Origin of the sequence: Aquabacterium sp. OR-4 (assembly GCF_025290835.2) — a bacterium.
GTDB lineage: Bacteria > Pseudomonadota > Gammaproteobacteria > Burkholderiales > Burkholderiaceae_C > Pseudaquabacterium.
The window spans coordinates 2005399-2020287 of sequence record NZ_JAOCQD020000002.1; the positions used below are offsets into that span (position 1 = coordinate 2005399).

Sequence of the window (14889 nt, forward strand, 5' to 3'; positions counted from 1 at the left end):
ACGGGGCGGCCTGCGGCTCAGCCCAGGCTGCGCACGATGAAGGGCCCCAGCCAGTTGGCCACGCCGATCGGCAGCTTGCGCCAGGTCTCGATCAGCAGCTTGTACTTGGCGTTGTTGGGGTTGTTCTGGGGCACGCTGTCGCGCTTGTACAGGCGGTACTCGTAGTGCAGTGGCGTGGGCTCGAAGCCCCAGTTCTTCTTGAACGCATAGGGGCCGGTGCCCTGCTTGCTGCGGCCGTAGTCGAACAGCTCGAGCCCGCGGGCGCAGGCGCGGCGCATCAGCTCCCAGTACTTGAAGTCGTTGGCCGCCAGGTCGCGCGCATCGACATGGTCGCCAGCGTAGTAGGGCAGCACCTCGTTGCGGAAGTAGAAGCTCATCACCACCGACAAGGCCCGGCCGTCGGGCGCCACCACGGTGAGGCATTCGCAGTCGTCGCCGAACTCGTCGCGCAGCGCCTGGAACCAGCGCTTGGGCATGGCCGGCGTGCCGTGGCGGTGCACGTTGTCGGCATACAGCGCAAAAAAGCGCTCGACGCCGGGGTCGATCTCGCTGCGCAGCTCGTTCTTGATGCCCTTGCGCACCATGGCCCGCTGCTTGCGCGGAATGGCCAGCATGTTGGCCTCTTCGTCGGGCAGGATGGGCTTGCGGAAGGTGACGTACAGGTCTTGCAGCGGCCAGTCGTCATGGCGGCGCTGCACGTTGCGCAGCTCGAGATGCTGCACGCCGCTGCGCTCGGCAATGGCCTGGGCCTGGGCCTCGAGCGCGGCCACGGCTTCGTCGTCGCTGGCTGCCACGCCGCCGTACACGGCAAAGGGCAGGCCGGTGAGCGCATGGCCGAACAGCAGGCTCTTGACCCGCGCCAGCGGCAGCACGCCCGCGATGCGGCCATCGCGCTCGGCATACAGAAAGTGGGTCTCGTGGCCGAACACGCGCTCGATCACCCGCTGCCAGCCGGCGCGGTGAAAAAAGCTCGCCTGCGGGCACTGCAGCACAAAGGCATCCCAGCGCGCCGAGGTGGCCGCATCGCTGCTCGCCAGGCTGCGCACCTGCAGCCCGGTGGTGCTCACTGCGGCGGGCGTCATGCCGCGCTCTGCAGGCCCGGGGCCGGCGGCACGGCGCGGGTGCCAGCCGCTTCGGCGGCGACCAGGAAGACCTCGTCCATGCGGCCCCAGCGGAAGTCGCGCAGCAGCGCATCGAGCCGGCCATGCACCTTGTCGAGGTTGACGTAGTGGCGAAAGCGCGTGCGCGCATCGATGCCCGGCACCCGCGGCTGGCCGGGATCGACCTCCCAGGGGTGCATGTAGAACACCGCCGCCTGGCCATCGACCGCGTTGACGCGGCGGATCATCCAGCGCGACAGCGCATAGGGCATCAGCCTGAACCAGCCGCCACCGCTGCACGGCAGGTTGCGGCCGGCCAGGTGCACGGTGGTGGCCGGCACCTCGAGCAGGCCCTGGCGCACGCTGTGGGCAAAACGCGGCGCATCGGGCATGCCGTAGTGGTCATGCTGGATCGGGAACAGGCTCGAGCTGTAGCGGTAGCCGGCCTCGCGCAGGCAGTCAAAGGCCCACAGATTGCCCTGGCCGATCGAGAAGCTGGGGGCGCGGTAGCCGGTGACGGTGACGCCACCGATGTCTTCGAGCAGCGCACGGGCGCGCACGATGTCGTCGCTGAACTGGGCGCGGCTGAGGTCGCTGGCGCGCTCGTGGCCATAGCCGTGGCTGGCCAGCTCGTGGCCGCCGGCCACGATGCGCCGCACCAGTTGCGGGTAGCGCTCGGCAATCCAGCCGAGCGTGAAGAAGGTGGCGCGCACACCGCGCTGGGCCAGCAGCGCCAGGATGCGGTCGACATTGGCCTCCACCCGGCACTCGCGCGTATCCCACTCGCTGCGCGCGATGTAGGGCGCCATCGCCGAGACCTGGAAGTAGTCTTCGACGTCGATGGTCAGCGCGTTGGTGATCGGGGTGGACTGCATGGGTCGGGACATCGGTGGCGGCGCACGCCGAGGCTAGCGCAAGGGTGTGACGGCGTGCGCGGCGCGCGGGCCGAGGCTGCGCCGCAGATCACGCTGCATGGCTACTTGGGGCCCTCGTCGCCTGGCTTCTTGACCGCCGCCACCAGTTGCTGGATCAGCGCCAGCAGCTGAATGTTGGTGCGCTCCAGGCGCAGCAGGCCGCGCTCGATGCGCTGCAGCTGGTCGCCCCGGCTTTCGCCGGCCAGCCGGCCGATCTGGCGCGACATGGTGTCGGCCGCCGCCGGATCGAGCTGCAACTTGCTCAGGTCCACATCGAGCGCCGCGGCCGTGGTGGTGCTCAGCGGCATCGGCGCGCTGATGTCGCCGCGAGCGCCCTCGCCCACCTGGGCCTGGGCCACGGCCGGCCGCGACGGCACCTCGGCCTCCTGGGCGAACTCTTTCACCACCTCGTCGACGTCGGTGCCCTCGAAATGGGTCTTGCCGCCCAGAAATCCGGCCAGCAGCAGGCGGTCGCACAGCGAGTTGATGCGCCGCGGAATACCGCCCGAGGCCTTGTAGATCGACTCGTGCGCGCCGGGCGCGAAGCTGGGCTTGCCCGACGAGCCGGCGCATTTGAGGCGGTGCTCGATGTAGTGCTGGGTTTCCTCCTGGTCCATCGGCCCGATGTGGCAGGTGGCCGCCACGCGCTGGCGGAACTGCTCCATCTCGGGCCGCTGCAGGATCTCGCGAAACTCGGGCTGGCCGACCAGAAAGCTCTGCATCAGCGCCTGGTTGCCGAACTGGAAGTTCGACAGCATGCGCAGCTCTTCGACCGCGCGCGGCGTGAGGTTCTGCGCCTCGTCGACGATCAGCAGGCAGCGCTTGCCCTTGCTCGTCTGGCTGATCAAGAAGGCCTCGAGCGTGATCAGCAGCTCGCTCTTGGGCACGTCCTTGACCTTGAAGCCGAACGAGGCGCCCACCATGCGCAGCGTGTCCTCTGCGCCGAGCTGGGTGGTGACCAGATGGCCCACCACCACATTGCTGCCGTGCAGGCTGTCGATCAGCGTGCGCAGCAGCGTGGTCTTGCCGGCACCGATCTCGCCGGTGATGACGATGAAGCCCTCGTTGCGCGACACGCCGTAGTCGAGGTAGGCCTTGGCACGCCGGTGCTGCTTGCTACCGAAGTAGAAAGTCGGGTCGGGGTTGAGCTGGAAGGGCTTGTTGGTGAGCCCGTAAAACGCTTCGTACATGGCTCAGAACTGCATGCTGTAGGTCCCGGTGAGCGAACTCTCCGAGTACGAGCGGGCGCCGGTCTCATTGAGACTGCGCCGCGCGGAAACCGACCACGACGTGCGCGGCGACAGCGAACCACCCAGGCGGTACGTGACAAAGCGCGCACGGCTGGACTGGGTGGACAAATCGCCACGGGACTGGTTGGCACCCAGACCCAGGTTGGTGCTCAGGTCGGGGGCGAGCTGATGCGACAGGTTCAGTGACACGTTGTTCATGCGCACCTGGCTCGACTGGGCCAGGTCGCCGGTGGCCTGTACGGCACCACCGACGCGCCGCGACAGGTTGCGGCTGAGCGACACGGTGACCGACGACCGGGCATGGCGCCAGGCCGACGACAGCTCGAGGCGCTCGTCGAGGGTCTGTGCCGAGCTCAGGAAGCTGCCGCGCACCAGGCCATCACGCGGGATGCCGTTGGCCCGCAGGTAGTTCTCGACCAGCACGTCGCGCTTGACCGGATCGGGCTCGGAGGCCGCGAACAGCGCGAAGTACAGGTCGTAGTTGGTGCCCAGCGTGAGGCTCGACAAGGCCAGCGTCGACGACAGGTTGCGGCTGGCCGCCACGCGCCAGACGGTCAGCGGCGTGCGGTACGACAAACCCAGCTGGTAGGTGTTGCCGCTCGGACGCTCGCCGAAGGTGGCATCCACCGAAGTCCGGGGCGACGGCACCCAGGTCGCACCGGCCGACCAGGTGCCCCCGCCGCGTCCCGACGACGAGGCCAGATCACCCACCTCGCGACCGGTGCTCGCCCGCAGGCTCAGATCGGCCTCGGGCACCTGCCAGCCGGCGCCCACGTTGACGCTGTCGGTCTCGGTGCTTCTGCCGGCCTTGTAGCTGGTCAACTGGTGGTTGAAGCCGACGTTCCAGCTCAGCCGCCCGGCCGAGGCCGGGCTCAGGACCAAGGCGGCCGAGCGCAGCGTGGTGTCCCCGCTCGTGGTGCCCGACGCGTCGGTGATGCGGTAGGCGCCGCTGAGCGAGTAGGCCACCTGGCCGAAGAGCAGGCCCGACAGCCGCGGCGCCACGCCAACCGAGGCCAGCTCGGTGATGTTGTCCGACTCGCGCCCGTCGTTGGTGGGCTGGGTGCCGAAGGCCGACTTGGCCGATTGCGCGACCGAGGCCGTCAGGTCGACGAAGCCGCGCGAGGGCAACACCTCGGCCGACAGATTGGCCAGCAGCGAATGCTGCAGGGCATTGCGCTCGTCGGTGCGGGCATACAGCAGCTGCGAAATCGCATAGTTGGCCCGGCCCACCAGCAGACCCGAGCGGCTGGAGTAGCCCACCCCGGCCGACAGGCGGGTGAGGATGTCGGCCGACTTGGTATCGGGGCCGCCATTGACGTTGTCGGTGGCGGTGACCGAGACCGCGGCGTTCGGCTGCAGCACGCCGTTGCTTTGCGCCACCGCCAGCGACGGCAAGCCCATGGCGGCCAGCACGCAGGCCACCGAGGCCCAGTACCCGGTGTTGCGCAGCGCCAGGCCCGGGGGCTCAGCGCGGTTCAGCGGCACCGTCCTGCCCCTGTGCGCCGGCGGGGGCTGCGGCGTCGGCCCCATAGCCGTATCCGTAGCCATAACCATAGCGGTGGCCGTAGCCGTAGCCGCCACCCATCGTCGACTGCGCCTGGTTCAACAGCATCAGGCGGATCGGGCAGACCTCGATCGTGGCCAGCGCATGCTGCACATCGGCCTGCAAGGTCTTGCCGGCATGCACCACCATCACCACCTGGCCCATCTGGCTGGCCAGCACGCGCGACTCGGTGGTGAGCAACAGGGGCGGCGAATCAAAGATGATGATCCGGTCGGGGTAGCGCGAGGCCATCGCATCCAGCAGCTGGCGCATGGCATCGCTGGCCAGCAGCTCGGTGGCCTTGGGATGCGGCTGGCCGCTGGGCAGCAACGTGAACTTGTCGACGTTGGTGCGCAGCAGCACGTCCTGCATCTCGGCCTTGCCTTCCAGCAAGTCCAGCAGGCCTGGCGCCGGCGGCAGGTTCAGTTTGCGCAGCACCGACGGCCTCGCCACGTCGGCATCCACCAGCATCACGGTGTGATCCAGCTCGGCCGCGATGCTCAGCGCGAGGTTGATCGCCGTGAAGCTCTTGCCCTCGCCCGGCAACGCGCTGGTGACCATGATCAGGTTGCCATGGCGCACCGCGCCAGCGCCCTTGCCCGACACATTGGCCAGCAGCGGCCGCTTGATCACGCGGAACTGGTCGGCCAGATTGCTGCGCGGCAGGTTGGGCACCAGCAGGTTGTCGCTGGCGAGCTTGACCAGGTCCAGCTCGACCAGGCGAGACACCGCACTGGCTGGCAGATCCTGCGCGGCCATCGCCACCGGCTCGGCCACATCGGCCGCCGACGCGGGCGCCACAGGCGCTGCCACAGCGGCCGCCGTGGCCGCCGCCGGCCCGGGAAGACCCTCGTCGACCGGCACCTCGATGCCGGCCGCACGAATCTTGGCCAGTCGCTCCGCGGCCTGTTCAATCAGACTACTCATGCCGTCACCCCGCCTGCCGAGCCGCCAGAATCGACACGGTCACCAGAACCATCAGGAAGCCGGCAAGCAAGCCGCCCGTTCCCGCCGCGAAGCGGAAATTCGCCATGCGATCACGGCGCCGCACATCGTCGTTGACCACCATGCCCACCACGCCCAGCAGCGGCAGGCCAGTCTTTTCGCGCAGCTGCTGCGCGTCCATGTACACCGGCCGCAGCTGGCTGGCCGCAAAGGCCAGGCCCAGGCCGGCCGCCATGGCCAGCGCCAGCACCACCGACACCAGCGCCACCCGGTTGGGCGACACGGGCTTGGGCGACACGCGCGGCGGGTCGATCAGACGGAAGTCCACCACCCCCGAGGCCATCTCGAGCTCGCCCGACATGGTGGCCGACTGGCGCCGGGTGACCAGTGACTCGTAGTTGCGCTTGATGATGCCGTAGTCGCGGTTGAGCTGGGCCGCCTCGGCCTCGATCTGCGGCGCGATCTTCAAGCCGCCCTTGGCCGCGTTGTAGCGCGCGGTGTACTCGGCCACCCGCGCCTTCAGCGCAGCCACCTGCACCTCGCTGGTGGCCAGCATGCGCGAGAACTCCTGGGCGATCACCGAGCCCGCGGTCGAGGTGCCCTGCGGCGTGCCGGGCGCGGCGACCGCCGCCTTGCGCAGTTCGGCCACCTCGCGGCGCTTCTGGTCTTCCAGGTCCTTGATCAGGCGGCGGGTGTTGACCACATCCGGGTGCAGATCGGTGTAGCGCTGCAGCAGGCCGTCAAGGCTGCGGCGCTGGGCCTCCAGGCGCGCGTCGATCTCGGGCGTGGAGAAATTGCCCTGCGGTTCGGCCGCACTGGACTGGGCCGCCGCGGCCGCCGGCGCCTCGCCGCCCGACTGGGCCAGCTGCATCTGGCGCTTGGCCGCATCGCGCGAATCCTCGGCCTCGCGCAATTCGAGCTTGGCCGTGGCCAAAGCCTGCGAGATCTCGCCCAGCCGTCCAGCCGCATCCTTGCCCTCGCCACCGAGCTGGTTGTCGATGTTGCGCATGCGGAACTCCTTGAGTCGCGCCTCCGCCTCTTCGAGCTGCTTCTCGTAGGTCTTGATCTGCTCGTCGAGGAACACCTTGGCCGAGTCGGTGTCCTTGCGGCTGGCGCCCAGGCTCGACTCGACGAAGATCGACACCATCGACTGGATCACGCGCTTGGCGCGGTCCTTGTCGGCCTCGGCATAACTCAGGGTGTACAGGTTGTCGCGGCCCGTGCTGCGGATCTGCACCGTCTTCATCAGGCCTTCGATCAAGGCATCCTGCTGCGCCTTGGTGGCCGACTTCAGATCGAGGTCGGCCATGCGCACCAACTTCTCGATGTTGGGCCGGCTGATCAGCGTGCGGCTGAGCATCGACACCTGCTGGTCGATGTTGGGCTGCACCGCCAGGCCCGACATCAGCGGCTTCAGGATCGACTGGGTGTCGACGAAGATGCGCGCCGACGCCTCGTAGCTGTTGGGAATGCGCAGCACGACCACCGTGCCCACGATGCCGACCACCCAGGCCAGGATCAGGGCCGGCCAGCGGTGCTTCCACATCCCGCGCAGGATGGTCGTGATCTGTCTAGTGAGCTCTTCCATCGTCGCCTGGCGTCAAGACTGCTGAGAAACCAATATCGGCCGAAACGCGCTCAGAACAAGCCCTGAGGAACGATCAGGATGTCACCGGGCTTGACCTCGACGTTGGCCGACACATCGCCACGCTTGAGCAGGTCCTTCAGGCGCACCGAGTACTGCTTGTTGCCTTCGCTGGTGCGCAGGATGCTGGCACGGTTGCCGTCGGCGAAGTCGGTGATGCCGCCCACGACGATCATCACGTCGAGCAGCGTCATGTTCTTCTTGTAGCTGAGGAACTGCGGCTTGGCCGCCTCACCCACCACGCGGATCTGCTCGCTGTAGGGGCCGACGAAGCCGTTGACCAGCACCGTGACCACCGGATCACGCACGTACTTGCCGAGCTGCTTTTCAACATCGCGCGCCAGCTCGGTGGAGGTCTTGCCCTGCGCCGGCAGCTCTTCCACCAGCGGCGCCGCGATCTTGCCGTCGGGCCGCACCGGCACCGACATCGACAGCTCGGGATTGCGCCAGACGATGATGTTGACGCTGTCACCGGCGCCAATGATGTAGGTATAGTCTTGAACACCGGCGGACACCGGCGCAGGAGGGAAGCTCGACTGGGTGGCACACCCCGCCAGCGCGGCCAGGAGGCCAGCAAAAATGCCCAGTCGAATGCGGTTGCCCAGTTGGTAAAGCGACGTATGCACGTTGTGAATCCCGATGACGAGGTCAATGGGCCAGCGGCATTGCCGGTAACCCGCAGAGGCAGCAGACTCGACCGCCTGTGGTGAACACACGCCAGACGTCGCCAGGCCGTTCCGCCCAAGCAGCAATGATGTCATAGCTTTCGGACACATCCATTGCACACTGGGGGGTTGCCGCGCCTGTTGGGCGCATAGTTCACGCCAAGCACACCGCTGCAGCGCCTGCGACTGCGCACTGCAGCGAATGCTGCCGAAGTAGCCAAGGCCTCTTTCGGCGACAAACCTCCAACAGGCCACCGCTGCCCGATGCCAAGAAACTTCTCCTACTCGGACGCCTTCTCCCGCAACATCGGCTGGGTGGCCGAACATGAGCAGGAGATTCTTCGGCTCAAGCGCGTTGCCATCGCCGGCATGGGCGGCGTGGGCGGCGTTCACCTGGTCACCCTGGCCCGTTTGGGCATCGGCGCATTCAATATTGCCGATTTCGACAGCTTCGACCTGGCCAACTTCAACCGTCAGGCCGGCGCGATGATGTCCACCCTGGACAAGCCAAAGCTCGAGGTCATGGCGGCACAAGCCCGCGACATCAACCCCGAGATCAAGCTGTGCGAGTTTCCACAAGGCATCAACCGATCGAACATCGACCAGTTTCTGGACGGGGTCGATCTGTACATCGACGGGCTGGACTTCTTCGCGTTCGACGCCCGTCGCGACGTGTTTGCCGCCTGCGCCGCCAAAGGCATTCCCGCCATCACCGCCGGACCGATCGGCATGGGCGCGGCACTGCTGGTGTTTGCACCAGGCGGAATGAGCTTCGACGATTACTTTGGCTGGGGCAATTTGCCGGACGTGGAAAAGGCGCTGCGCTTTGCCGTGGGCCTGGCACCCGCCATGCTGCACCGCGGCTATCTGGTTGACGCACGGGCAGTCGACCTGGCCCGGCGCCGCGGCCCGTCCACATCCATGGCCTGCCAAATCTGTGCCGGCGTGGCCGGCACCGAAGCCTTGAAACTGCTGCTGCAACGCGGCACCGTGCGGCTGGCGCCCAGCGGCACCCAGTTTGACGCCTACACCGGGCGCGCAGCACGGACCTGGCGACCGGGTGGCCACCGCAACCCGCTGCAACGCATCGCGCTGGCCATCGGCCGTCGACAGCTGATGAACAAGCAGGCACAGGGCCCCGACACATGAACATTGCCGACTCGGCGATTCCCCGCCTGATCGAATTGGCCCGCTGGGCACCCAGCGGCGACAACACCCAGCCGTGGCGCTTTGAACGACTTGCTGCCGATCACCTGGTCATCCACGGCTTCGACACCCGCGACCACTGCGTGTACGACCTGGACGGCCACCCGAGCCAAATCGCCATCGGCGCCATGATCGAAACGATGCGCATTGCGGCCACCGAGCAATCGCTGGCACTCGATGTGACCCGTCGGCTGGATGCACCCGACACCCGCCCGACCTTTGACGTGCGACTGCGCCATAGCGAGGGGCTGGCGCCGGACCGCTTGCTGAGCGCCATTCCGCGCCGCAGCGTCAACCGGCGCCCCTACAGCACCCGGCCGCTGACTGCAGATGAGATGCAGCAACTGCAGGACGCGCTGCCCGCAGGCTACACATTGCGCTGGTTCTCAAGCCTTGGCGATCGATGGCGCATGGCTCGCCTGATGTTCGCCAACGCCAAGTTGCGGCTGACGATGCGCGAAGCCTTCGAAGTCCACCGCGCCATCATCGACTGGGGCCAGCGCTACAGCGCCGACAAAGTGCCCGACCAGGCGCTTGGCGTTGATGCCATGACGCTGAAACTGATGCGCTGGGCCATGGCCGACTGGAAGCGCGTGAGCTTCATGAACCGCTGGCTGGGCGGCACGCTGGCACCGCGACTGCAGATGGACTTTGTGCCGTCGATGCTTTGTGCGGCTCACGTCGCGATTGTGGCAAGTACAGCTCCAGTCACATTGGACGACTATGTCAATGTTGGACATGCCGTACAACGATTGTGGCTAAGCGCTACCCGCTCCAAGCTTCAAAGCCAACCGGAGATGACCCCACTGATTTTCTATAGATACGCACAGCAAGGCAGACAGTTCAGCGAGCAAAATTTCGACGCCGACATTTCCGCCAAGCGAATTAATTTGCTGCATCGCGCGCTTGGACAAGATGCAAAGAACGCAGTATGGCTAGCAAGAATAGGCCGAGCGATAAACCCAAAATCCAGGTCCGAGCGCTTGTCGCCATTTGCGTTGACAAAATAAAAAAGGGCGAGAAGTACCTCGCCCTTTTTCGCATGTGGCGCCGATCACCTAGAGCGACCGACCAACAGTCAACTAACTACAGATTTAGGCAGCCTTGCGACGACGCGAGGCGAAACCCACACCGGCGAGTGCTGCACCAACCAGCGCCAAAGCACCCGGCTCGGGAACCGTGGTCGTCAGTTGGTCAAGAGACATGTCGAGAGCGGCCTGCGTGCCCACAAACTTGACCTGGATCGCGCCAACATCCTCAAGATTCAAGAGAGGATCGATCGAGCACTCAGCCGTTCCAAACCCACTCATAACGAGCGCCGCGCACGTACCGGGGAAAACGAAAGCATCCAACGAGATGCTCGTGGTCGCCGGAACCGGATGTGCATTGCTGATCAGCGTGATAAACGAATGAGCTCCGCTCATGTCGTAGATATCGATCGTGAAGTTGAAGCCGTGATCGGCGCTTTCGACGTCAACACTGAAATAAGAGTTCAAAGCGTCGCCGGTGCCGTTGAGCAAATCGACGCCACCCAGACCATTCGTGTCGAGCGAACCCGAATTGTCTGCACCGTCCCACTGAACGATAACCGTGCTGATCACACCGGTGTCGTTGTTGATAGTGAAGAGGCCCGAATCAACGAAGGCCTCGGCGCCATTGATGGCAGTCAGACCCGACGCCTGGGTGATCGCAACATCCCGCTCGGTGCCGATGATCGAAGAAGGAATCGCTGCGTCAACGGCGCTGCTCGAGACGCTACCCGCGAAGTTGGATCCAGTGGGCATACGCGCTGCGCACAAGCCAATGCCGACGCAGGTCTGATTACGATCGACGGACACGTACTGATCGACTGAGAACAGATCGATGGTGGTAGGCGCCGCGAAAGCGGTGCCAGAAGCAGCCAGCGCCAGCGCGATAGCCGACTTCGTGAAGAACTTGATCATGCTGATCCCCTTGAGGTGTTAAACATCGACAGCGTCTGACCGCCGCTACTCTGTGCTAGCCAGGATCGTGCCAAACCAGTTTTTCCTTTTTTTATCAATAGCTTACGGCGCGCATCCAACAAGTGACCGAGTCGACTGTCAAGCAAATCGACACGCCTTCCTGTGCGACGGCTCCATGCGGGACGAAGGCCGCGCGACTGCCGGAGCACACGCCATCCGCACGCACACCCGCTCGTCCCAGGTCGCCAAACGAACGGCTTCACGCATTGAGACAGAACACACCTGCCGCCAAGGACTTCGCCATGCAGGCACACCGCCAGGCGGAGGGCAGTTTGGCGGCAGACGCGCGATCGCCCTCCGGTTCTCACGTTGTAGCGACATCAGCCCAGCCCAGACGAGCTCGCCCATCGCACGCCTCAAATTGCCCTTATCCTGTCGACTGAGTCAAAGTTTTGGCTGCCAAGTGCAGCCTATCGATGGGAGAGGTCGTGAAGTCAGTTGCACGCCGCAAATTCGCCGGGCCAGGGCGCACCAAGATTCTGTGCATTGTTGCCGTGGCCTGCACTCTCGCCGCATGCAGCGGGGAAGACAAGCACGCCAAAGCAGAACAGGCACTGCAGGCCCTGAAGCAGGGCAATCCGCAATTGGCAATGTCAATATTGCGCGAAGAACTGCAGGCGCATCCCAGCGACCCAGCCACACGCCTGAAATTGGCCAATATTCTCTTGGACTCCGGCGACCCGGATGGCGCGAGCATTGAATTCAAGAAGGCCTCGGAGGCCGGCGCCGCCACAGAAGCGACAGCACCCGGCCTCGTTCGCGCCTTGGTCGAGAAGCAACAATTTGCGCTAGCAATCGAGACCTATAGCGACACCAAATTGCAGGATAAATCTTCGCAAGCCGAACTCACCAGCTGGATCGCGTTGTCCCAACTCCGCCTTGGGCAAAAAGCCAAGGCTTTGGCATTGGTTGAGAACGCCTTGAATGTACACCCAGGGCATCCACGTGCGAGCGCGCTTGCGGCGCGAATCTTTGCCAGCTCCGGCGATCTGGAACGAGCATTCAAGTACTTGGATGTTGCAGCAACTCTTCCAGGCGCCAGTGAGCGGCCCGAACTTTGGATGACCAGGGCAGACTTACTGCTTTACGGCAAGCGCAATATTGGCGAAGCAAAAGCGGCTTACGAAAAGGTGGTCGCGCACCAACCGACGAATGCGTTGGCACATAGCAATCTGATTCAATTGACATTGCTGGAGAGGGATAGCGCCGGAGCTTCGGCAGCGCTAAAGGCCATGTCAAAGGCACTTCCAAAGCACCCCCAAACTGTATTTGCTTCGGCTGCGCTCGCAGCTCATGCAAAGGACTTTCAACGTGCACGCGATCTCCTGCAGGCACTGATGCGCGCCGGCGTCAGCAACGTCGAGGTAATCGCGCTATCAGGTGTGGTAGACCTCGAACTTGGCAACATTGTCAGTGCCGTAACACAACTCCAGCGGGCGGTCTATCAATCACCGCAATCAGCGGCGCATCGCAAGGCACTTGCTCGGGCTCAACTCAAGGCCGGCTCACCCGAAAGGGCGCTGGAAGCGCTTGAACCACTTCTGCAAGGCGCCGTTACTGACCGCGATATTCTCAGCTTGGCAGCAAATGCGCATCTCGCCAGTGGCCGCACAGGAAAAGCGGAAAAATTATATGTTCAAGCGCTTGCAATAGCCCCGGAGGACGCTGGCACAAAAACCCAACTCGCACTTACCAAGATGCGAAGCGATCCCGAAGCAGCCCTTGCCCTTCTGCAAAGCACCGCAGACAGCTCTAAGGATACAGTTGCCGACATGGCTTTGATATCGGCGCAGCTACAAAGAAGAGACTTCGACGGCGCCACGAAATCCATCGAAAAGCTTCGATCCAAGGCCTCAGACAGTCTTCAGCCAATTTTGTTGCTAGGTCAAGTTTCCATGATGAAGCGCGACCTGGTCGCCGCGCGTCAACAGTTTGAATCAGCCTTAACAAAGGATAGCAAATTACTCCCGGCCCTCTTGGCTCTGGTCTCACTGGATCGGATCGAGGGCAAATATCATCAAGCCGAAACAAGATTGACGGAGTTCCTGAAGAAAGAACCACGCGCCGTTGGCGCCAGCATGGTACTGGCTGAACTTCAGCAACGCAGAAATGCCGCCCCTGCGAATGTCCAAAAGACACTTGCTGATGCAGTTGCTGGCAGCCCAGCAGACGCCACAGCCCGTAAGGCACTGATGGCCCACCATCTACGGCGCAACGAGACCAAGGCGTTTTTGGAGGCCGCCCAAGCCGCCAACGCGGCGCTACCTGCAGATCTTGGTGTTTTGTCCATGCTTGGCAACGCACAAATGATGTCTGGCGATGTCAATCAAGCACTAGCCACCTTTCAAAAGTTGATCACCCAAGCGCCTAGCAACCCCAAAGGCCATGTGCAGTTGGCTCAAGCCGAGGCAGTTGCCGGGCGAGCCAGCAAAGCTGAAGCAAGCTTTCGCAAAGCGCTAGAGCTGGACCCCGACAGTCTCGAGGCCAATAGGGGACTGGTATCCCTTGGGATGAAGGAGAAGCGCCCAGAGTTGGCAATAAAAGCCGCCAAGTCAGTGCAGAAGGACCGGCCGGATGATGGCCTTGGACATATCCTGGAGGGCGACATCCTTTTGCGCTTGGGAAAGAACGATGCTGCATTGTCGGCCTATCGCGGTGGGCTTGATCGGAAACACCCCTTAGCCCTTCCATCTAGAATATTTGCCCTGCTCAAGTTAACAAAGAGTGACAAGATCGCTCAGGGCTTCGCTGACGAGTGGCTGCAAAAGCACCCGCAGGATGCCAACTTTAGATTTTTCCTCGGGACTGTCGCACTACAAGGCGAGCAATGGCCACTTGCAGAGAAGTATTTTTCCGACGTCAATCGCCTGGCACCCAACTCACCGTCGGCGCTCAACAATCTAGCCTGGCTAAGGGTAAAGTTGAACAAGACCGGCGCCGTCGCTCTGGCTGAACAAGCATTGAAACAGTCACCAGACGCAGCCGCCCTACTTGACACACTGGCGTTGGCACAAGCGTCAGAGGGCCAACTGGGGAAGGCCGTCGAATCGGCAAGGCTAGCAATCTCAACTGCGCCAGATGTGGCTGGGTATCATGTGACGCTTGCTCAAGTACTACTGAAAGCAGGAAAGAGAGCCGAAGCCGAGGCCGCCCTGTCTGACGCAGAGAAACTGAAGCCGAATCCTGAGGTCGCCAGAACCATTGCGGATTTCAGAAGGCGCGCAAACTAGCAAGTATTCCGGACTGTTGCATATTTTTCCAGATCAAAGACAAGACAATCCCTCGTTCTAGATGCGGTATCGGCGGGACTTGTTTCAGTGATCAAGGTCAGGACGGGACTAGAATGGTTCTTTATTCGCGCGAATAGCACTTTGTGCGGCAAAAAAAAATCACTTGCGCAACCCTTCCACACTTGAATCGAGTTCAATTCAAGTGGCTAATGGAAAGCCGAGTTCGAATGTAGTGCCATGCATGATCGAATTGGAGTTATTGCCAATCAAAATCGATGGCCGTTGCAATTTGCGCCATCTGCGTGATGAAGCCCGTTGCTCAATCAGCGCTACGTCGCCTGCTCAACGGCCGCCGAAATTACTTGCCCCTCGATATCCATCAAAAGCC

11 protein-coding genes are annotated in these 14889 nt (G+C 63.6%); 3 read left to right on the forward strand and 8 right to left on the reverse strand.

Annotated elements, in window-relative coordinates:
• Positions 1-17 precede the first annotated feature (17 nt).
• The 7 genes from N4G63_RS21025 to N4G63_RS21055 form a co-directional block, all read right to left on the reverse strand.
• Complete coding sequence (locus N4G63_RS21025; RefSeq protein ID WP_314600163.1) at positions 18-1082, reverse strand: FemAB family XrtA/PEP-CTERM system-associated protein; 1065 nt, start codon at positions 1080-1082, stop codon at positions 18-20.
• Positions 1079-1975 carry an XrtA system polysaccharide deacetylase gene (locus N4G63_RS21030; RefSeq protein ID WP_260786937.1) on the reverse strand — a complete coding sequence of 299 codons (897 nt, stop codon included), beginning with the start codon at positions 1973-1975 and terminating at the stop codon, positions 1079-1081. The genes N4G63_RS21025 and N4G63_RS21030 overlap by 4 nt, the downstream gene beginning before the upstream one ends.
• 101 nt (positions 1976-2076) lie before the next feature.
• Positions 2077-3204, reverse strand: a complete 1128-nt coding sequence (locus tag N4G63_RS21035) for an XrtA/PEP-CTERM system-associated ATPase (RefSeq protein WP_314600164.1) — start codon at positions 3202-3204, stop codon at positions 2077-2079.
• Between the two features lie 3 nt (positions 3205-3207).
• The gene (locus N4G63_RS21040; protein WP_260786935.1) at positions 3208-4749 is read right to left on the reverse strand and encodes a TIGR03016 family PEP-CTERM system-associated outer membrane protein; all 1542 of its coding nucleotides are present in this window, start codon (positions 4747-4749) and stop codon (positions 3208-3210) included.
• Positions 4730-5734: an XrtA-associated tyrosine autokinase gene (locus tag N4G63_RS21045; RefSeq protein ID WP_260786934.1), complete on the reverse strand. Its 1005-nt coding sequence runs from the start codon at positions 5732-5734 to the stop codon at positions 4730-4732. Before N4G63_RS21045 ends, N4G63_RS21040 begins: the two co-directional genes overlap by 20 nt.
• 4 nt (positions 5735-5738) lie before the next feature.
• The gene (locus tag N4G63_RS21050; protein ID WP_260786933.1) at positions 5739-7340 is read right to left on the reverse strand and encodes an XrtA system polysaccharide chain length determinant; all 1602 of its coding nucleotides are present in this window, start codon (positions 7338-7340) and stop codon (positions 5739-5741) included.
• A 50-nt stretch (positions 7341-7390) separates the two neighbouring features.
• A complete protein-coding gene (locus N4G63_RS21055; RefSeq protein ID WP_443112090.1) occupies positions 7391-8002 on the reverse strand; it encodes an XrtA/PEP-CTERM system exopolysaccharide export protein in 612 nt (203 codons plus the stop codon).
• Between the two features lie 324 nt (positions 8003-8326).
• Between N4G63_RS21055 and N4G63_RS21060 the strand changes: the two genes are divergently transcribed.
• Together N4G63_RS21060 and N4G63_RS21065 are read left to right on the forward strand one after the other, a co-directional pair.
• Complete coding sequence (locus N4G63_RS21060; protein WP_314600165.1) at positions 8327-9211, forward strand: ThiF family adenylyltransferase; 885 nt, start codon at positions 8327-8329, stop codon at positions 9209-9211.
• Positions 9208-10278 carry a nitroreductase family protein gene (locus tag N4G63_RS21065; protein WP_260786931.1) on the forward strand — a complete coding sequence of 357 codons (1071 nt, stop codon included), beginning with the start codon at positions 9208-9210 and terminating at the stop codon, positions 10276-10278. The genes N4G63_RS21060 and N4G63_RS21065 overlap by 4 nt, the downstream gene beginning before the upstream one ends.
• Before the next feature lie 84 nt (positions 10279-10362).
• On the opposite strand, the gene N4G63_RS21070 is transcribed toward N4G63_RS21065, so the two are convergent.
• The gene (locus tag N4G63_RS21070; RefSeq protein ID WP_260786930.1) at positions 10363-11211 is read right to left on the reverse strand and encodes a PEP-CTERM sorting domain-containing protein; all 849 of its coding nucleotides are present in this window, start codon (positions 11209-11211) and stop codon (positions 10363-10365) included.
• Positions 11212-11687: 476 nt separating this feature from the next.
• Between N4G63_RS21070 and prsT the strand changes: the two genes are divergently transcribed.
• Positions 11688-14501: an XrtA/PEP-CTERM system TPR-repeat protein PrsT gene (gene prsT, locus N4G63_RS21075; RefSeq protein WP_314600166.1), complete on the forward strand. Its 2814-nt coding sequence runs from the start codon at positions 11688-11690 to the stop codon at positions 14499-14501.
• Positions 14502-14889: the final 388 nt, after the last annotated feature.